The sequence below is a fragment of the Pseudomonas sp. AC255 genome (genome assembly GCF_979258175.1).
Genome location: NZ_OZ409841.1, coordinates 4,051,529 through 4,071,111, shown reverse-complemented (window position 1 = coordinate 4,071,111; position 19,583 = coordinate 4,051,529). Strand labels below are relative to the sequence as shown.

The following is a 19,583-nucleotide window of genomic DNA, read 5'->3' as shown; positions in this document are numbered from 1 at the left end:
GGAGGCCGTCGATGAACGTCCAAGTCAGTCAACAGCAACGACTCAAAGCCCAAGCCTTCAAGGCCCTGCATGATCGCCAGGGGATCTTCGTCATCCCCAATCCGTGGGATGCCGGCTCGGCGAAGATGCTCGCCGGTCTTGGCTATCAGGCCTTGGCCACCACCAGCGCCGGTTACGCGTTTTCCCAGGGCAAGCCTGATGGCGCGTTGAGTCTCGACGAGACCCTGGCCAATGTCCGGGCGATTGTCGCGGCTACGGATCTGCCGGTGGCGGTGGATCTGGAAAACGGTTTTGCCGATGATCCGGTGGAGTCCGCGCAGAGTCTTCTCCGCGCCGCCGAGGCGGGCGCGGTGGGCGGGTCGATCGAGGACGCTACGGGACGTCCGGACGCGCCGATCTATTGCTTCGAACACGCCGTGGCGCGTATTGAAGCCGCTGTCGCGGCGGTGCGCACGCTGCCATTTCCCTTCATCCTCACGGCTCGCGCGGAAAATTACCTGCACGGCAACCCCGATCTTGACGACACCATTCGCCGCTTGCGGGCATTCGCCGAAGCGGGTGCCGACGTGCTCTATGCACCGGGTTTGCGCAGCGCCGAAGAAGTGCGCGCAGTGGTGCAAGCGGTGGCGCCGAAACCGGTCAATGTGTTGATGTCTGGCGGTTTGAAACTGACCGTGCAACAGCTCGAGGAACTGGGCGTCCGGCGGATCAGCACCGGGTCGGCACTGGCGCTGGCGGCGTTCGGCGAGTTCTTCCGCGCGGCTGAGGAAATCCAGCAATCCGGCACCTTTGGCTTCACGTCACAGTCGATGCCGTATGCCAAGGCCAATCAACTCTGCAAGGACTGAGCATGGGACGTTGGCTGTTCTGGGGGGTGTTGCTCGCGATCGCTGGTGGCGCGGTGAGTGTCTGGCGTGGCTGGCTGGACGTGCCGCCGCAGTGGAATCCGTGGGCGCCATTGGACATAAAAGCCGCGCCCAACTGGCTCACCGGTTACAAACTCATGCGCCTGCGCAGTGATCCCGAGCTTTGCGCACAGGCATTGAGCAGCTCGGATCTGCGCGTCAGCCCCCAGGCCGACAGCCCCGGCGCCAAGTGTCCGCTGGTCGGTGCTCTGCGGGTGCAGGGCGGTGGAGTGGCGCTGAGCAGCAGTTTCATTGCCAGTTGCCCGCTGGCGGTGGCCTACGCGATGTTCGAACACCACACCCTGCAACCGGCCGCGCAATCGGCTTATGGCCAGAAGATCGCGCGTGTCGATCACCTCGGCAGCTTTGCCTGTCGCAATGTCTACAACCGTGAGAGCGGTGCCCTCAGTCGACATGCCAGTGCCGACGCGCTGGACATTGCCGGTTTCCGTCTGGCTGACGGACGCACGATCAGCGTGCTCAAGGATTGGCCCAAGCAAAACCAGGACGCAGAGTTTCTCCGCCAAGTGCGCGACGGCGCCTGCGAGTCATTCAGTGTGGTGTTGAGCCCGGATTACAACGCCGCCCATCGCAATCACTTTCATGTCGATGTCGGGCGCTGGAGCGTGTGTCGCTGAGAATCAGGCAGCGAGGCGCAGGTTCTGCAGAACGATCGGCCGAGCCCAGCCATTATCGAAGTCCAGAGCTTTCTGCTGCTCGACGATTTCTTCCGGCGGGAACGGCGGGTAAGGCTTCTGCAGCAAGTCCAGATCGAACTCGGCAATCGGCAGGTACAGCGGACGTTTCTGCGGCGCAGGGCCTGGCTCCGGCACTGGCTGGCCATTGTTGATCACAATCGGGCGTACCCAGCTGCTGTCGAAATCCTGTTGCTCTTGCTGAGCCTTGAGTTCTTCTGGCGGGAACGGTGGGAACGGCTTGTCCAGCAGCTCCATTTCGAACTCGGCGATCGGCAGGAACAGTGGCTCCGGCGGGCGAACCTGGGTTTCGACCACGTCGCACTCACGCTGGCTGACGATGTGCGCGTGCAGCTCGCTGCCAACGGTCGGTTCTTCCGGGCTGTTCAGGTCAACCGGTGGAAACGTGCCACAGGCAGGCACCACTTCACTCGTCTGTTCGGCCAGGGCCTGGGCAAAGAAATCCTGCCACAGGTGACTGACGCCGCTCAGTGCTTGAGTGTTATGACGGCTGAAGTCGCCATGGGGCGAAACGTAGCCAATCGATGTGGGAAGAATGCCTGACATTTTTTTCGGTTGACGCTCAGCTCTGGCAAAATGCGCGTTGAATGGTTTATCGGCGGTTTTTGTCGATCCTTAACTTTTTTGAGCGTTTTTTCATGATCGAGTCACCCGCGGCCTGCCGCATCCATGTCCAGGCCCTCGCCCCGACGTTTCAAGCACAAGCCGCACACTGGGCCGAACGTCTCGGCCTGCCGCTCGGCGAGGCCGACGGCGAGTTCGCCTTGCAGGTCGGCGAGCAGGGTTTGCAGTTGCAGCAGCTTGGCCCGGACGCCCCGGGACCGGTGCGGGTCGACTTCGTCGAAGGCGGCGCGGCGCATCGTCGTTTGTATGGCGGCGGCAGCGGCCAGATGATTGCCAAGGCTGTCGGCATCGCCCAAGGCGTGCGCCCGCGCGTGCTGGATGCCACGGCGGGCTTGGGCAAGGATGCATTTGTGCTGGCCAGTCTTGGTTGTGAAATGAGCCTGATCGAGCGTCAGCCGCTGATCGGCGCACTGCTTGAGGACGGCTTGGCGCGGGCGGCGGAAGATTTCGACGTGGCGCCGATCGCGGCGCGGATGAAATTGCTTAAGGGCAACTCCATCGAGGTCATGCGCGACTGGGAAGGGGAGCCGCCGCAGGTGATCTATCTCGACCCGATGTTCCCGCATCGCGAGAAAACCGCGCTGGTGAAAAAGGAAATGCGCCTGTTCCGCCCGCTGGTCGGTGATGATCCGGATGCACCGGCCCTGCTTGAAGCGGCGCTGGCCTTGGCCACGCACCGGGTGGTGGTCAAGCGCCCGCGCAAGGCGCCGTGCATCGAAGGGCCGAAACCGAGCCATGCGCTGGATGGCAAATCGAGCCGGTATGACATTTATCCGAAGAAAGCGCTGAAGCCCTGAGACCGCGTCGCCCCATTCGCGAGCAGGCTCGCTCCCACAGTAGGAAATGCATTCCAGTGTGGGAGCGAGCCTGCTCGCGAAGCGGTCTGCACAAGCACCGCAAAACTGTCAGGGTTTGTAAGCCCGCATAAACAACCCCACCACCTCCCGCACATGCCGCTCCGCTTCCTCTCCGGTCAGCGGCTCGCCGCAGCCGTACAACAAACGAAAATTTCCCGCCCCTTTGATCAGGCAGAAGAAGTGCTCGGCGGCGTTGCGTGGCTGGTCGATGCTCAGCGCGCCGGTTGCATGGATTTTCGCCAGCAGACCTTCCATGCCGTTGACCACGCGCTCTGGGCCGGCCTCGAAGAAGATCAGCGACAGCTTCGGATCCTGACTGCCCAGCGCCATGATCAGGCGGTGCAGGTTCACTGATTCATCGCTGTTGATGAGTTGGTGAAAGCCCCGGGCAATGTTCAGCAATACATTTTCCACCGCGATGCCGTCCGGCAATTCGAAGAACAGCGGCGGCAATTGTTCCTCGCATTTCGCGACGACGGCGGCGGAGAACAGCGTCTCCTTGTCGTTGAAATGGCTGTAGACCGTCAGCTTCGACACGCCGGCCTCGCTGGCAACCGCGTCCATGCTGGTGTTGGCGTAGCCATGGCAGAGAAACAGGGTTTTCGCCGCATCCAGGATCGCTTGGCGTTTGGCCAGATCCTTGGGGCGGCCCGGGCCGTTTGGAGCTGAAAGATTGTTCGACATTCTTCGCTTTTAATACTGGACTGGTGAGTTTGCTATTAATACCATACCCGCCAGTATAAATATTCCAAGCCTCATTCGCGAAAGGTCCGTCACCATGTTCCGCCATGCGTTGTCCTTTGCCGTGCCAGTCAGTCTGGCGTTCCTGTTATCGGCGTGCGGTCAGGAAGAGGTGACCAAGGTCACCGTACGCCCGGCCATGGTGGTACAGCCCGAGCCTTCGGCGCAGGCGATGGAAAGTTATCCGGGCGAGGTGCGTGCCCGTTATGAGCCTGATCTGGCATTCCGCATTGGCGGCAAAGTCAGCCGACGACTGGTCGACGAAGGCCAGCGCGTCAAGGCCGATCAGCCCTTGGCCGAACTCGATCCGCAGGATGTGCGCCTGCAACTGGAAGCCACCCGCGCGCAGGTCGCCGCCGCCGAGGCCAATCTGAACCTGGTCCGCGCCGAACGGGATCGCTATAAAACCCTGATGGATCGGCAGATGGTCAGCCGCTCGGCCTATGACAACGCCGAAAATCTATATCGCTCCGGCGAAGCCCGCCTTAAACAAATCAAAGCTGAATTCAACGTTTCGACCAACCAGGCCAGTTACGCGGTGCTGCGTGCGCCACAGGATGGCGTGGTGGCCAAGCGTTCGGTGGAAGTTGGGCAGGTGGTCGCTGCCGGGCAAACCGTGTTCACCCTCGCCACCGATGGTGAGCGCGAAGTGTTGATCAGCCTGCCGGAGCAAAGCTTCGGCCGCTTCAAGGTTGGTCAGCCGGTTACCGTGGAATTGTGGGCACAGCAAAATCAACGCTTCGCCGGGCAGATCCGCGAGTTGTCACCGTCCGCCGATCCGCGCTCGCGCACTTTTGCCGCGCGTATCTCGTTCACCAGCGGCAAAGTGCCGGCTGAACTGGGGCAGAGCGCCCGGGTGTTCGTGCAATCGGCTGACAGTGTCTCGCTGTCGATACCGCTTTCCGCGCTGACCGCTGAAAACGGCGCGACCTACGTCTGGGTGGTCAACGGCAACAACACGTTGAAGAAAACCCCGGTGCGGGTCGGTCCGTTCGGCGAGAAAAGCGTGGCGGTGCTCGAGGGGCTCAATGCCAGCGACTGGGTAGTGGCTGCCGGCGTTCATGTGCTGCTCGACGGCCAGCAGGTGCGGCCGGTGGATCGCTCCAACCGTGTGGTCAATCTGGCGAACAAGGAGTAAGCCCCGATGCGCTTCAACCTCTCCGAATGGGCGTTGCGTAATCGCCAGATCGTACTGTTCCTGATGCTTTTGCTCGCCGTTGTCGGCGCGTTGTCCTACACCAAACTCGGCCAGAGCGAAGACCCGCCGTTCACTTTCAAGGCGATGGTCATTCAGACCCGCTGGCCCGGTGCGACCGCGCAGGAAGTCTCGCGCCAGGTTACTGAACGGATCGAAAAGAAACTGATGGAAACCGGCGAGTACGAACGCATCATGTCGTTCTCCCGCCCCGGTGAATCCCAGGTGACCTTCATCGCCCGCGACTCGATGCACTCCAAGCAAATCCCCGATCTCTGGTATCAGTTGCGCAAGAAGGTCGGCGATATCCGCCAGACCTTGCCGCCGGGAATTCAGGGGCCGTTTTTCAACGATGAGTTCGGCACCACCTTCGGCAATATCTATGCGTTGACCGGTGACGGTTTCGACTACGCCGTGCTCAAGGATTACGCCGACCGCATCCAGATTCAGCTGCAGCGGGTTAAGGACGTCGGCAAGGTCGAACTGCTTGGGTTACAGGACGAGAAAATCTGGGTCGAGCTGTCCAACGTCAAACTCGCCACCCTCGGCTTGCCGCTGGCGGCAGTGCAGCAGGCGCTGGAGGAACAGAACGCGGTGTCCACGGCGGGGTTCTTTGAAACCGGCAGCGAGCGCTTGCAGCTACGCGTCTCGGGAAATTTTCAGACAGTCGATGAGATAAAGAACTTTCCGATCCGCGTCGCCGATCGTACGTTCCGTATCTCCGATATCGCCGATGTGCGTCGCGGTTTCAGCGACCCACCGGCGCCGCGCATGCGTTTCATGGGCGACGATGCGATCGGTCTGGCCGTGGCGATGAAGGACGGCGGCGACATTCTGGTGCTGGGCAAGGCGCTGGAGGGCGAGTTCTCGCGGATCCAGAAAAACCTCCCGGCCGGCATGCAGTTGCGCAAGGTGTCCGATCAGCCGGCAGCGGTAAAAACCGGCGTTGGCGAGTTCGTCCAAGTGTTGGTCGAGGCACTGGCGATCGTCTTGCTGGTGAGCTTCTTCTCTCTCGGTGTACGCACCGGCATGGTCGTCGCGCTGACCATTCCGCTGGTGCTGGCGATGACCTTCGCCTGCATGTATTACCTCGGCATCGGCCTGCACAAGATTTCCCTCGGTGCGCTGGTGCTGGCGCTGGGTCTGCTGGTGGACGATGCGATCATTGCCGTGGAAATGATGGCGATCAAAATGGAGCAGGGTTTCGACCGCATTCGCGCGGCGAGTTATGCCTGGACCAGCACCGCATTCCCGATGCTCACCGGCACGTTGATCACCGCCGCCGGCTTCCTGCCGATTGCCACTGCGCAGTCCGGCACCGGCGAATACACCCGTTCGATTTTCCAGGTGGTGACCATTGCCTTGCTCGCCTCATGGGTCGCGGCGGTCATGTTCGTGCCGTATCTGGGGGAAAAACTCCTGCCGGATCTGGCGAAAATTCATGCGGCGAAACACGGCACTGGCGATGGTCAGCCGGACCCGTATGCGACGCCGTTCTATCAGCGCGTGCGGCGTCTGGTGGAGTGGTGCGTGGCCCATCGCAAGACGGTGATCGTGCTGACCGTGGGCCTGTTCATTGCCTCGGTGATGCTGTTCCGATTCGTCCCGCAGCAGTTCTTCCCGGCTTCGAACCGTTTGGAGTTGATGGTCGATCTGAAACTGGCCGAAGGCGTTTCGCTGGCCAATACCACCAGCGAAGTCAAACGCCTCGAAGCGCTGCTCAAGGAGCACGCCGGCATCGACAATTACGTGGCCTATGTCGGCACCGGCTCGCCGCGTTTCTACCTGCCGCTGGATCAGCAACTGCCGGCGGCGAGTTTTGCCCAGTTCGTGGTGTTGGCAAAAACCATTGAAGAGCGTGAAGCGCTGCGCAGCTGGTTGATCGAAACCCTCAACGAACAGTTCCCGGCCCTGCGTTCGCGGGTCACCCGTTTGGAAAACGGACCGCCGGTTGGCTATCCGGTGCAGTTCCGCGTCACTGGCGAGCACATCGAAGAAGTCCGTGCGTTGGCGCGCAAAGTGGCGGCAAAGGTTCGCGAGAATCCGCATGTGGTCAACGTGCATCTGGACTGGGAGGAGCCGAGCAAAGTCGTCTACCTGAACATCGACCAGGATCGCGCCCGCGCCCTCGGCGTAAGCACGGCCAATCTGGCGAAATTCCTGCAGAGTTCGCTGGTCGGCTCGACGGTCAGCCAGTACCGCGAAGACAACGAATTGATCGAGATTCTGCTGCGCGGCACCGTGCACGAGCGCACTGAATTGTCGTTGTTGCCGAGCCTGGCGGTGCCGACGGATAACGGTCGCAGTGTGGCGTTGTCGCAGATAGCCACGCTGGAATACGGCTTCGAGGAAGGCATCATCTGGCACCGCAATCGGCTGCCGAACGTGACGGTGCGCGCCGACATTTACGGCAAGGAGCAGCCGGCGACGCTGGTCAAGCAGATCATGCCGACGCTGGACCCGATTCGCGCCGAATTGCCCGATGGTTATCTGCTGGATGTCGGCGGCACGGTGGAGGATTCCGAGCGCGGGCAGAAGTCGGTGAATGCCGGGGTGCCGATGTTCATAGTCGTGGTGCTGACCTTGCTGATGGTGCAGTTGCGCAGTTTCTCGCGCACGGCGATGGTGTTTCTCACCGCGCCACTGGGCCTGATCGGGGTGACGTTGTTTCTCATGGTGTTCAGGCAGCCGTTCGGGTTTGTGGCGATGCTGGGGACCATCGCGTTGTCCGGGATGATCATGCGCAATTCGGTGATTCTGGTGGATCAGATCGAGCAGGATATTGCTTCGGGGCTTAAGCCTTGGCAGGCGATTATCGAGGCTACGGTTCGGCGCTTCAGGCCGATTGTGTTGACGGCGCTGGCGGCGGTGCTGGCGATGATTCCGCTGTCGCGCAGTGTGTTTTTCGGGCCGATGGCGGTGGCGATCATGGGCGGGCTGATTGTGGCCACGGCGCTGACGCTGTTGTTTTTGCCGGCGTTGTATGCGGCCTGGTTTCGGGTGCGTAAGGAGGCTTGAGTTTCTTTGTCTTGGCGGCTTTCGGGCCGACCATGACTTTGGGGTATTGGGTGTATATCCGTTGCTGTGGGCGTTGCGGCTGGCGGTTTCGCCCTTACGGCGAGGCACTTTTTCCAGACGCCGAAAAAGTACCCAAAAGGCTTGCTCCTGCGTTCGGCCCTCGCAGGCTCGGGTTCCTTCGCTGCGGGATCGATCCGGGCGCAGCGGCTCCGGTTTGCTTCGCTGCACCTCCTTCCGCTGTGTTCGACTGCGTCGAAGGGTCGCTGCGCTCCCACGCCCGGATCAATCCCTCCACTCAGCCTTCCGACGTCGCCGGTGGATCAAGATCAAGAGCACTCGAGCTTGCGCTCATTGTTGAGTGGGGCGGCTTCGCCGCGGGCAGCTGCGCTGCTTTGCTTTTGTGGGAGCGAGCCTGCTCGCGAAGGCGGTCTGACAGCCAATTCATTTCGAATCGCCAATTCACGCTGCCTTCCTACAGCTTTTTCAGAGTCCTCCGATCTTGAGGCGCTGGCCGTCCAATGCTGTACTCCGGGTTCTGCTTTTCCGAGTCCTTGAGTCTGTCTGATGAAGAAACCACCGACATTAGCTGGCAGAACGGATCCTGTTTTCGACCTGTTGGCCCGCTCGCCCCACAAGCAACGACTTGCGGATTATCTGGCGCTGCTCAAGCCGCTCGATGATCAGGGGCGCTATCTGCCATTCGAGGCGTTGCGCTATCGCTGGGCGGCAGGGTTGGACGCGAATCTTTGTTGGTCGTTGGTGAAGAAGGCGCGGGCGGCCCAGTACATTCATTTGTTGCCGTTGGGCGAGCCGGTGCAGTGGGGCAAATACGTGCCAACGCCGTTGGCGCAGAAAACCTTGGCTGTGGTGGATCGTTACGCCAGTACGGCCGCGCTGGATTACATGACCAGTCAGATCGGCGAGCGGGCGCATTTCTCCTGTCTGCTCAATGACCTGATCGAAGACGAAGCCATCGCCAGTAGCCAGTTGGAGGGCGCGGCGACTACCACGCGCGTAGCCAGGGACATGCTCAAGCATCAGCGCCAGCCGCGGACGCCAGATGAGCGCATGGTCATGGGGAATTATCGAATGATGAATTTCGCTTGGGAAAAGCGTTATGAACCTCTGAGCATTGAGCTGATTGCAGAGATCCATCGAGTGGGTGTGGAGGGGATCGATGACGGGCAGTATTCCCCCGGATTGTTCCGGACCAATGATGAGGTGGTTGTTCAGGATGGTTCAGGCAACACCGTGCACCGACCACCTCCTGCTGCAGGATTGGTTGCGCGGTTGGCGAGGCTGTCCGCCTGGATCAACCGGCCCGCTGCCTCGATTCTGGACAAAAATTATCTGCATCCACTGACCAAGGCCGTGACGCTGCATTTCGCCATGGGTTATGAACATCCATTTCGCGACGGTAACGGACGGGTCGCGAGAGCCTTGTTTTACTGGTTCATGTTCAAACATGAGTTCGCGGCGTTTCGCTACATTGCGATCAGTCTGCTGCTGCGCAATGCACCGGTGAAATACGGACGCTCCTACCTGCACACCGAGGCAGATGAGCTGGATCTGACTTATTTCATCGAGTTTCAATGCGCGGTTGTTTTGCGAGCCGTGGTCGGTTTTACATCTGTGTACCGCAAGAGTCTGGCAGACACTCAGGACTTTCAGCGCTGGCTGACGAGCTCTGGCGTAATTGCTCAACTGACGGAACGGCAGCGCGCGGTTTATCAGGTGGCTAAAAGCGGGGAGGCGAAGGAGTTTACGGCGAGCAATGTCGCGGAAAATTTTTCCTGCTCGGGTAGCGAGGCGGCGTCGATTCTGGAAGAGCTGGACCAATTGCAGCTTTTTGAGAGAAGGAAGATGGGGCGGGAGTGGGTGTTTTTTTACGTAGTTCTTTACGTGGAGGCAAGCATGGGAGCGAATTGAATCGCCCCCATGTTGTAACGACTTAAAGCGTACCAAACACTTTCTTCGCCAGACTCGTCGCCGCAGCGGCCGGGTTCTGGCGGATGGTTTCTTCCTGTTTTCCGATCATTTCGAACAAACCATTGAGTGCCTGTTCAGTAACGTAGCTCTCAACGTTCGCGCTCTTCGCGTCCACCACGCCAAACGCAGCGGCCTGGCCTGCGAAGGAGTTGTACTTCTGCGCGACGCCGACCTTGTCGATAGCTTGCTTGACGATGGGCAGGAATTTCGCGCGGATCTGTTCGCGGCTGGATTTGTTCAGGTATTGGGTGGCCGAATCATTGCCGCCGCTGAGGATACCTTTGGCGTCGGCCACGCTCATTTTCTTCACCGCGTCGACGAGGATTGGCTGGGCCTGGGTCACGGCGGATTCGGCGGCTTTGTTCATCGCGGTTTCCAGTTCTTCGACCTGGGCCCCCATGCCGAAAGCTTTCATCTTGCTCGCGGCTTTGCCGAGTTTGCCCGGCAGTTCGATTTTCACTTCGGGGTTATTGCTGAAGCCGCCCGGGGTGCCGAGTTGTTTCACGGCGATCTGGGCGCCTTGGGTCAGGGCGTCCTTGAGGCCGCCGGTGGCGTCTTGCTGGGACAGGTCGCTGAGCGACAGGGCCAGGGCGTTGGCGGAGATCAGCAAGCCGGCGCAGGCGGCGGCGAAGCGAAGGGTAGGGCGGCGCATGGCGTCTTCCTTTGGCGAGTGGATTAACGAACGGCGTCGACGCGGATTTTCAGCGGCTGCGGGTCGTTGCCGTCGAGTTGCACGGCGTGGTTTTCGGTGGTGATGAACATCAGCTCGCCGTTGACTTCAATGCGTGCGCTGATCGAATAACGATGGCCGGGTTTGACCTGCGCCGGATCGTAGCTCAAATGAAACGGCAGCGGCACCTGGCCTTTGATCGGGCCGTTCTGTTCGGCGAGGACGATGGCGGGTGCATCGGCCAGCGACACGTCTTGCAGGCTGACGCTCAGGGTCGCGCTCGGGGGCAGGGCGATGCGTTGCAGGTAGAAGACTTCGCCGTCGAGGCTGGCCTTGCCGGCGGGTGTGGTTGATTGGCAGGCGCTGAGCAGGGTGGCGGCAGCGAGGGTCAACAGTTTTTTCATGGGTGAATCTCCTTTCAATGTGGGAGCGAGCCTGCTCGCGAAAGCGGTGGATCAGTCAAAATAAATGGCGACTGACACTCCGTCTTCGCGAGAAGGCTCGCTCCCACAGGTCTAAGGCTTCAAGCCTCAGGCTGTGGCGTGATCTGATCCGCCGCATCTTCACTGCGGTGCAGCGCGACCTGGCGGATCGACAGGCGAATCTCCGCCGGCAACACGCGTTTGGCCGCGCCTTCGGCCAGCTCGCCGAGCAGTTCGTGGTAGCTGAGCTTGCCGGCTTCGTCGCGGCGCAGGACGTCGAGGTCGAGCAGGGTCTGGATGAAGTGGCGGAACAGACTCTTGTCGAAGAATTCCGGCGCATTCAGGCCATGGAGGATCGACAGGCGCTGGGCCATCACTGTGCAGAGGTCTTCCAGCTCTTCGGCGCTGATGCTGTTCTGGCCGCTGTTGAGCAGCAGGGACACCGTCATGTAGAAACGCTGCAGGGTCTGCGCGATGCTTTTCGACAGCAGCGTCAGCAGCACGAAATGCCGCGAACTCGGCGCCGGGCGCAGGTATAGGTCTTTTTCGAACCGCAACAAACCCTGCTCGACGAACGCTTCCAGCCACTGATCGATCACCGCGTCGAGTTCCTCCAGGCTCCAGCGGATGAACAACTCCGATTGCAGGTACGGATACAGCGCGCGGGTGTAGCGCAGGATCTGCTCGCGGCTCATGCGCGAGGTGCTCTGGAAGAAACTCGCGAGCAACGAGGGCAGGGCGAAGATGTGCAGGACGTTGTTGCGGTAGTAAGTCATCAGGACCGCGTTCTGCTCGTCCAGATACAGAATCTTGCCCAGCGCATCGTTCTGCTCGGCGAGCAGATCCATGTCTTTCACATGCTCGATCAGCGCACGGCCATCGCCTTCCGGCAAGGTGGTGTGTGGCGAATACGGGACCTTGCGCAGCAGCGCCAGATAGAGGTCCAGCACCCGCGCCATGGCCCGATCATCCAGGGCCAGACGCGTGGTCGACAGCAGGGCCAGCGCTACCAGATTCACTGGATTGATCGCCGCCGCTTCGTTGAGGTGCCGGGCGACTTTCTCGCCGAGGCGGTTGGTGGTTTCGTTGAGCCACGCCGGTTTGAATTGCGGGCCGAGTTCCTGCCGGCGCCAGTCCGGTTGCTCGGCGTCAAGGAATTCCGCCAGTTTGATCGGCTCGCCGAAGTTGACCGCGACCTGACCGAAGCGCTGCTTGAGCGCGCCGATCACTTTGAAAATATCGAAGATCGACTCTTTCTTTTGCTCGCGCCGCGCAGCTCACCGAGGTAGGTGCGGCCTTCGAGCACGCGCTCGTATCCGATGTACACCGGCACGAACACGATCGGCATCCGCGACGAACGCAGGAAACTGCGCAGGGTGATCGCGAGCATGCCGGTTTTCGGTTGCAGCATGCGCCCGGTGCGCGAGCGCCCGCCCTCGACGAAATACTCCACCGGGAAACCTTTGGTGAACAGCGTGTGCAGGTATTCGTTGAACACCGAGGTGTACAGCGGATTGCCCTTGAAGGTGCGGCGCATGAAGAACGCACCGCCGCGACGCAGCAGGCTGCCGATCACCGGCATGTTCAGGTTGATCCCGGCGGCGATGTGCGGCGGGGTCAGACCGTTGCGGAACAGCAGATAGGAAAGCAGCAGGTAGTCGATGTGGCTGCGGTGGCACGGCACGTAGATCACTTCGTGACCCTGCGCGACGTTCTGCACACCTTCGATGTGATTGACCTTGATGCCGTCGTAGATCTTGTTCCAGAACCAGCTCAGCACCACTTCGAGAAAACGGATCGCGGTGTAGGTGTAGTCCGAAGCAATCTCGTTGCCATAGCGCAGGGCCTGGGCCTTGGCCTTTTCCGGCGAGATTTTTTCGCGCTCGGCTTCGTCGAGGATCGCCTGTTTGACCAGCGGCTGATTGAGCAGGCCTTTGACCAGATTGCGCCGGTGGGAAATGTCCGGGCCGATCACCGCGGCTTTCAAGTTGCGGAAGTGCACGCGCAGGATGCGCTGGGCCATGCGCACGGTGCGCTCATGACCCTTGTTGTGATCGATCAGTTCGCGCAGGTGGATCGGCGCGGAAAACTGCACGCGGGTTTTACGCCCGAGGACGATAATGCTCAGCAGCCGGCGCAGGCGTCCGGTGACTGCCCAGCTGTCGGCGAACAACAGTTTCCACGGGCTGTTTTCGCTGTCTGGCGACTGGCCCCAGAACACGCTGACCGGAATGATCTGCGCGTCTTCGGCAGCGTTCTGCGTCAGCGCGCTGACCAGGCGGGTGAGAGTCGGCGGCGCGCCGCGCTTGTCCTGGCGCCCGAGCCAGTCCGGGTCCGGCGTCAAATAGAAAAACGCCGCTGGTTCGATCAGCGTACCGACCGACACCGCCAGCACTGGGCGTGGCAGACCGGCCTTGGTGCACTCGGTGTCGACCACCGCCAGATCGGTCAGCGAAGGGTTTTGCAGGACGTAGAACACCGGACGACTGCGGTCGAGGTTAAGAGTGAACGACGACTGATTGATGGTCTCGGAGCGAACCCAGAGATACAACAGGCGGCGCAGGGTGCCAAACACAAGACGGCGGAACGGGGAACGGGTCATACGGCTTCTGCGTGAGTGGATAAAACCGAGCAGGCGCTCGGGGCGGACAGTTTGCCGTATTAGGCGAAAATCGGCAAAAAAGCGCCGAAGTAATCTCCTGTTGAGAGTTTCCGCACCTGTCATATACTCGGCGCTCTGTTGCCGGTGCCCTGTCATGGACGTCGGACGCAGGCTGACGTTCCTCTAAGGCTTTCCTGCGAAAAGCCCGTTCAATAATAAAAAAGGAGTATGAACAGATGGCAACACGCGAAACCGGCAACGTGAAGTGGTTCAACGACGCCAAAGGCTACGGCTTTATCCAGCGCGACGACGGCGTGGACGTGTTCGTGCACTACCGCGCGATACGCGGCGAAGGGCACCGCTCGCTGACCGAAGGTCAACAGGTCGAGTATGCGGTGATCACCGGCGAGAAGGGGTTGCAGGCTGAGGATGTTGTAGGCCTGTAACACAAACCTCCAGAACGCCAAAACCACTGTGGGAGCGAGCCTGCTCGCGAATGCGGTGTATCAGTCACCATTCATATCGACTGACACTGCGCATTCGCGAGCAGGCTCGCTCCCACATGGGCTCTACGTTGCCCTGATTACACGGTCTTCCAGGTGATCTCTTCTTCTCCGTCTTCGCTGATGCGAATCCAGCGATCGGCGGTTTCTTCACCTTCTTCTTCGACCCACGTCCCCGGTGCACAACGCACTTCGACGTTCAGTGCGGCAAAGGCTGCGCGGGCGCAGGCGATGTCGTCGTCCCAGGGGGTCTGGTCGCTTTCCAGGAACAGGCTGTTCCACTTGCCCACGGCTTTCGGCAGCCAGGTCACCGGCACGTTGCCGGCCTTGCACTTGTACGTCTGGCCTTTCTGCACCCAGTCGCTGCACGGGCCAAGCGCTTGGCCGAGCCAGGCGGCGATGGCCTTGTGGTCGACGTCGGCGTCTTTCAGGTAAATCTCGATGTCCGGTTGGCGCATGGATGTCCTCACTGCGGGTCTGAAAAATCCATTCGCGGATTTAGCCGGCCCCGGGCCTGTGCCCGAGACCAAAAGTTATTGAAGAACGAAATAATCGTAGCGCATCGACACGGTGGTCTCGATCGGCTCGGCCTGTTCGATCACTGCCGCACGACGCTCGGCACTGGCACGCCAGCCGTGAGGCGTCATCGCCAACAGGTTGGCGCGGTCCTCGGGCTTGTCCAGGGTCAGCTTGAATTCCAGGGTTTCGCTGTGCGCCAAAACCATGCCTTCCGGCACCAGGGCCAGATGCTTGTCGTCGGTGTACTCGCGCACTTCGTCGTACAGGCGTTCGCGCAATTCCATCAGATGGCCACGGGTCGGGCCGACTTTCATCAGCCCACCGCCGACGCTGAGCAGACGCTTGGCTTCCTCCCAATCCAACGGACTGAAGACGCTGGCGAGAAATTGGCAGCTACCGGATGCCAACGGCACCCGCGCCATGCTCGCGATCAACCAGGTAATCGCCGGATTGCGCTTGCAGGCGCGTTTGACCGCTTCGCGGGAGATGTCCAGCGCGTAGCCATCAGCGTTCGGCAAAGCTTCGGCGATTTGCGCGGTGTAGTAACCCTCGCCGCAACCGATATCGACCCAGCGCGCCGGCGCATAACTCGCCGCGAGTTCAGCCAGACGTTTGGCCACTGGCGCGTAATGCCCGGCGTTGAGGAAATCACGCCGCGCCTCGACCATGGCCTGATTGTCGCCCGGGTCGCGGCTGTTCTTGTGCTGCACCGGCAACAGGTTCAGATAACCCTGACGCGCACGGTCAAACCGATGCCCGGCGGGGCAGACCACGCCGTTGTCGACCGCGTTGAGCGGTTCACTGCAGATCGGGCACGCGAGCATCAGGCGAGCAACTTGATCAGGGTCTGGTAATAAATTTCGGTCAGCACATCGAGATCCGCCGCCAGCACGCGCTCGTTGACCTGGTGGATGGTCGCGTTGACCGGGCCCAGTTCAACCACTTGCGTGCCCATGGTCGCGATGAAGCGGCCATCGGAGGTGCCGCCGCTGGTCGACGCCTTGGTCTCGCGACCGGTGATGTCCTTGATGCTCGACGATACCGCATCGAGCAGCGCGCCCGGTTCGGTGAGGAACGGCAGGCCGGACAGCGCCCAGTCGATGTGCCAGTCCAGACCATGCTTGTCGAGAATATCGGCAACGCGTTTCTGCAGGCCTTCGACGGTCGATTCGGTGGAGAAACGGAAGTTGAACACCGCCACCAGATCACCCGGGATCACGTTGGTCGCGCCGGTGCCGGAATTGAGGTTGGAAATCTGGAAACTGGTCGGCGGGAAGAAGTCGTTACCGTGGTCCCAGTGCTCGGCGGCCAGCTCTGCCAGCGCCGGAGCGGCGAGATGGATCGGGTTCTTCGCCAGATGCGGGTAGGCCACGTGGCCCTGCACGCCTTTGACCGTCAGCTTGGCGCCGAGGGAACCGCGACGGCCGTTTTTCACCACATCGCCGACCAGCGTAGTGCTCGACGGCTCGCCAACGATGCACCAGTCCAGACGCTCCTTGCGCGCGACCAGACGTTCGACCACAGCCTTGGTGCCGTGATGCGCCGGGCCTTCTTCATCGCTGGTGATCAGGAAAGCGACCTTGCCTTTATGGTTCGGATAGTCGGCTACGAAACGTTCAGCGGCGACGGTCATCGATGCCAGGCTGCCTTTCATGTCTGCCGCGCCACGGCCGCAGAGCATGCCATGTTCGTCGATCACGGCATTGAACGGATCGATCTGCCATGCGGTAACCGGACCGGTCGGCACCACGTCGGTGTGACCGGCGAAGCACAGCACCGGACCGTCGTTGTTGCCGTGAGTGGCCCAGAAGTTATCCACATCTTCGATGCGCATCGGCTCCAGGGTGAAACCGGCATCGCCCAGGCGCTGCATCATCTGCTTCTGGCAGTCGGCATCGACCGGGGTCACGGAAGGACGGCGGATCAGGTCGATGGCCAGTTGAAGGGTCGGCGATAGGTCGGCGTGGGCCGTCATGGAAAACTCCGGGATCATGGGGTGTGAGCTTGGGCTTCTAATGGGAGCGAGCCTGCTCGCGAAAGCGGTCTACCAAGCACCTTAAAGGTTGAATGTTACAACGCCTTCGCGAGCAGGCTCGCTCCCACAAGGGACAGGGGTGGTCAGTCAGACCGGTTATCACGCCAAGCCCCGCAAAATGGCGGTTATCTTAAAGCAAAACGGCGACCATTGGCCGCCGTTTAGTGCTGCGTTGCGGATTTAGACGACCGGTGTCGGCTCAGCCTTGGCCGCAGGTTTGGGCAGCGACGACAGGAACGCCATGATCAGCGCCGCCAGATACGGCAGCGACTGCACCAGCAGCATGGTCACCCAGAAGCGCATGTCATTGCTCGGAATGCCCTGCACCAGGAAAATCCCCAGCGCCGCGCCCCACAGCAACAGCATGATGAACAGCTCCTCGCGCGCCTCGCTGATCGCCACCCAGAAACCGTGGTTGTCAGCGTTTTTCGGCGTGCGGAAGAACGGAATGCTGCTGGTGAAGAAACCGTACAGCACCGCTTTGGCGATGGTGTGCGACAACGCCAGCCCGGCCAGTGCCGCGCAGAACGCATCTTTCAGATTCACGCCGACGGCGCGACGGTAGAGGAAGATGATCTTGCCGACCTTGAACACGAACAGCGCCAGCGGCGGGATTGCGAAAATCAGCAACGGTGGATCGACCCGTTGCGGCACGATGATCATCGCCGCCGACCACAACAGCGCGCCAACGGTGAAGAAGATGTTCATGCCATCGGCAACCCACGGCAGCCAACCGGCGAGGAAGTGATAGCGCTGACCACGGGTCAGTTCGGTGTCCTTGCCGCGCAGCAGGCTGCGGGTGTGGCGCTTGATGATCTGGATCGCGCCATAGGCCCAGCGGAAACGCTGTTTCTTGAAGTCGATGAAGGTATCCGGCATCAGGCCCTTGCCGTAGCTGTCGTGGTAATACGCCGCCGACAGGCCTTTCTCGAACACGCGCAAACCGAGTTCGGCGTCTTCACAAATGCACCAGTCAGCCCAGCCCAATTCTTCCAGCACCGAGCGGCGGGTCATGGTCATGGTGCCGTGCTGAATGATCGCGTCACGGTCGTTGCGGGTGACCATACCGATATGGAAGAAGCCTTTGTATTCGGCGTAGCAGAGCTTTTTGAAGGTGCTTTCGTTCTGGTCGCGATAATCCTGCGGCGACTGCACCACGGCGATTTTCGGGTCGGCGAAGTGCGGCACCATGTGCTTGAGCCAGTTCGGGTGCACGCAGTAATCGGAGTCGATCACCGCAATGACTTCGGCATCCTTGGCGGTGTGCGGAATCAGGTAATTCAGCGCGCCGCCCTTGAAACCGGCCAGCGGCGAAACGTGGAAGAACTTGAAGCGCGGGCCGAGGGTTGCGCAGTAATCGCGCACCGGTTCCCACACCGCCGGATCCTTGGTGTTGTTGTCGATGATCAGGACTTCGAAATCCGGATAATCGAGCGCGGCCAGGGCATCGAGGGTCTGTTTGACCATCTCTGGCGGCTCGTTGTAGCAGGGCACGTGGATCGACACTTTCGGCCGGTAGTCGGAATCGCCCATCACCGGCAGGAATTCCCGACGGCGTTTGTGAATCCACACCGCTTCGGCCAGTTCATGGGCCTCGGTGAGCAGGACGATGAATACCCCGAGCGCACCGAGCGCGAGGAGGAATCCGACCGTGAGGCTGAACCACGTGCTGTATTGCTGGCTATAGTCGTAACCGATGTACACCAGCACCGAACCGCAGAGGAACGCGATAAACGTCAGAAAGGTGCGACCGCGCTGGCGCAGGGCCGAGCCGTCGATCATCAGCAGGGTCAGCGACAGCAGCGCCAGCACCACTGAGCCGATCGCCAATACGCGCCATTGTGGAATCGCCACCACCGGGCCTTCGAAATTGAATTTCTGCTGACGCGCGGCGTTGAACACGCCCCAGTAGGCGCCGACCGAACCTTCGTCGCTGGCCTTCCACGGTTGGTCAAACGCTTCGATCACGAAGTAGTTGAAGCCTTGGCGATTGAGCTTGTTGACCAGCGTGCGCAGATAAATTGCCTGATCTGCCGGCGATGCATCGGCGCCACCGCGCATGCGACCGTTGCTCGGCCAGCCGACCTCGGACAGCAGCAGCGGTTTTTTCGGAAAGAGTTTTTTCAGATCGCGGGCGCGGTCGAAGACGAACTGGCCGGCCTTGTCCACCGGAATGAATTCCCAGTAGGGCAAGACGTGGGCGGCGATCAAATCGACATGTTTGGCCAGTTGCGGGTATTTCTCCCAGATGTGCCATTGCTCGGAAGTGGTCACCGGTACTTTGACCGCAGCGCGCACCCGATCCAGCAGAACGATCAGGGCTTCCGGGGTGATTTCTTCACGAAACAGCGCCTCGTTGCCGACCACCACGCGCACGACGCTGCGCGAGGTGTTGGCCAGTTCGATGGCTTTGGTGATTTCCCGTTCGTTGCGTTCCTGGTCCGGGCTGATCCAGATACCGAGGGTGACGCGCAGGCCGAATTCCTCCGCCAGTTTCGGGATGTCTCCCAGCGAACCGTCGACCGAATAGATACGGATGTTGTCGGTCAGCTTGCTCATGATTTCCAGGTCACGGCGCATTTCATCGTCAGACGGATACTGATCCTTCTGTGGGAATTGCCCCTGCTGGAATGGCGAATACGAGAAGCCGGAGATTTGCTGCGGCCAGTTCGGCGCCGTGACCGGGCGATTGACCAGCGCCCAGAAACCGGTGAACAAGGCAGCGATGGCCAGCACCACCACCAGGTTGAGTCCAAATTTACGCGATGACATAGCTGTTTCGGGTTC

15 protein-coding genes and 1 pseudogene are annotated in these 19,583 nt (G+C 60.8%); 7 read left to right on the top strand and 9 right to left on the bottom strand.

What is annotated here, in order from left to right:
• Window positions 1–11 precede the first annotated feature (11 nt).
• Window positions 12–848 (top strand): isocitrate lyase/PEP mutase family protein, encoded by an 837-nt coding sequence (locus ACZZ0K_RS18570; RefSeq protein WP_258707657.1) that lies wholly within the window; start codon window positions 12–14, stop codon window positions 846–848.
• A 2-nt stretch (window positions 849–850) separates the two neighbouring features.
• On the top strand, window positions 851–1,543 hold the full coding sequence (locus ACZZ0K_RS18565) for an extensin-like domain-containing protein (RefSeq protein WP_236168073.1): 693 nt from the start codon (window positions 851–853) through the stop codon (window positions 1,541–1,543).
• Window positions 1,544–1,546: 3 nt separating this feature from the next.
• Here ACZZ0K_RS18565 and ACZZ0K_RS18560 read toward each other — a convergent pair whose 3' ends face one another.
• Window positions 1,547–2,167, bottom strand: coding sequence for a hypothetical protein (locus ACZZ0K_RS18560; RefSeq protein ID WP_056783179.1), 621 nt, complete (start codon window positions 2,165–2,167; stop codon window positions 1,547–1,549).
• 92 nt (window positions 2,168–2,259) lie between these two features.
• Here ACZZ0K_RS18560 and ACZZ0K_RS18555 point away from each other — a divergent pair, with 92 nt between their 5' ends.
• Window positions 2,260–3,042, top strand: coding sequence for a class I SAM-dependent methyltransferase (locus ACZZ0K_RS18555; RefSeq protein ID WP_374046321.1), 783 nt, complete (start codon window positions 2,260–2,262; stop codon window positions 3,040–3,042).
• 108 nt (window positions 3,043–3,150) lie between these two features.
• Here the strand turns inward: ACZZ0K_RS18555 and ACZZ0K_RS18550 are convergent, their stop codons facing one another.
• Complete coding sequence (locus ACZZ0K_RS18550; RefSeq protein ID WP_056783182.1) at window positions 3,151–3,786, bottom strand: TetR/AcrR family transcriptional regulator; 636 nt, start codon at window positions 3,784–3,786, stop codon at window positions 3,151–3,153.
• A 94-nt stretch (window positions 3,787–3,880) separates the two neighbouring features.
• On the opposite strand from ACZZ0K_RS18550, the gene ACZZ0K_RS18545 reads away from it, so the two are divergent.
• The 3 genes from ACZZ0K_RS18545 (at window position 3,881) to ACZZ0K_RS18535 (ending at window position 9,985) form a co-directional block, all read left to right on the top strand.
• On the top strand, window positions 3,881–4,981 hold the full coding sequence (locus tag ACZZ0K_RS18545) for an efflux RND transporter periplasmic adaptor subunit (protein ID WP_041478148.1): 1,101 nt from the start codon (window positions 3,881–3,883) through the stop codon (window positions 4,979–4,981).
• A 6-nt stretch (window positions 4,982–4,987) separates the two neighbouring features.
• A complete protein-coding gene (locus tag ACZZ0K_RS18540; protein WP_041478146.1) occupies window positions 4,988–8,056 on the top strand; it encodes an efflux RND transporter permease subunit in 3,069 nt (1,022 codons plus the stop codon).
• 564 nt (window positions 8,057–8,620) lie between these two features.
• Window positions 8,621–9,985 carry a Fic family protein gene (locus ACZZ0K_RS18535; RefSeq protein ID WP_463559251.1) on the top strand — a complete coding sequence of 455 codons (1,365 nt, stop codon included), beginning with the start codon at window positions 8,621–8,623 and terminating at the stop codon, window positions 9,983–9,985.
• 22 nt (window positions 9,986–10,007) lie between these two features.
• Here ACZZ0K_RS18535 and ACZZ0K_RS18530 read toward each other — a convergent pair whose 3' ends face one another.
• From ACZZ0K_RS18530 to plsB, 3 genes and pseudogenes are all read right to left on the bottom strand, one after another.
• Window positions 10,008–10,697: a DUF4197 domain-containing protein gene (locus ACZZ0K_RS18530; protein WP_463559250.1), complete on the bottom strand. Its 690-nt coding sequence runs from the start codon at window positions 10,695–10,697 to the stop codon at window positions 10,008–10,010.
• Window positions 10,698–10,720: 23 nt separating this feature from the next.
• Entirely contained in the window at window positions 10,721–11,119 is a 399-nt protein-coding gene (locus tag ACZZ0K_RS18525; protein ID WP_095180479.1) for a YbaY family lipoprotein, read from the bottom strand.
• Between the two features lie 119 nt (window positions 11,120–11,238).
• Window positions 11,239–13,739 (bottom strand): annotated as a pseudogene (gene plsB, locus ACZZ0K_RS18520) (glycerol-3-phosphate 1-O-acyltransferase PlsB).
• Window positions 13,740–13,975: 236 nt separating this feature from the next.
• On the opposite strand from plsB, the gene ACZZ0K_RS18515 reads away from it, so the two are divergent.
• Complete coding sequence (locus ACZZ0K_RS18515; protein ID WP_016771489.1) at window positions 13,976–14,185, top strand: cold-shock protein; 210 nt, start codon at window positions 13,976–13,978, stop codon at window positions 14,183–14,185.
• A gap of 137 nt (window positions 14,186–14,322) precedes the next feature.
• On the opposite strand, the gene ACZZ0K_RS18510 is transcribed toward ACZZ0K_RS18515, so the two are convergent.
• From ACZZ0K_RS18510 to ACZZ0K_RS18495, 4 genes are all read right to left on the bottom strand, one after another.
• Entirely contained in the window at window positions 14,323–14,700 is a 378-nt protein-coding gene (locus tag ACZZ0K_RS18510; protein ID WP_056783189.1) for a hypothetical protein, read from the bottom strand.
• Window positions 14,701–14,775: 75 nt separating this feature from the next.
• Window positions 14,776–15,585 carry a putative RNA methyltransferase gene (locus ACZZ0K_RS18505; RefSeq protein WP_258707661.1) on the bottom strand — a complete coding sequence of 270 codons (810 nt, stop codon included), beginning with the start codon at window positions 15,583–15,585 and terminating at the stop codon, window positions 14,776–14,778.
• A complete protein-coding gene (gene dapE, locus ACZZ0K_RS18500; RefSeq protein ID WP_258707662.1) occupies window positions 15,585–16,736 on the bottom strand; it encodes a succinyl-diaminopimelate desuccinylase in 1,152 nt (383 codons plus the stop codon). Before dapE ends, ACZZ0K_RS18505 begins: the two co-directional genes overlap by 1 nt.
• 240 nt (window positions 16,737–16,976) lie before the next feature.
• Window positions 16,977–19,568, bottom strand: a complete 2,592-nt coding sequence (locus ACZZ0K_RS18495; protein WP_258707663.1) for a glycosyltransferase — start codon at window positions 19,566–19,568, stop codon at window positions 16,977–16,979.
• Window positions 19,569–19,583: the final 15 nt, after the last annotated feature.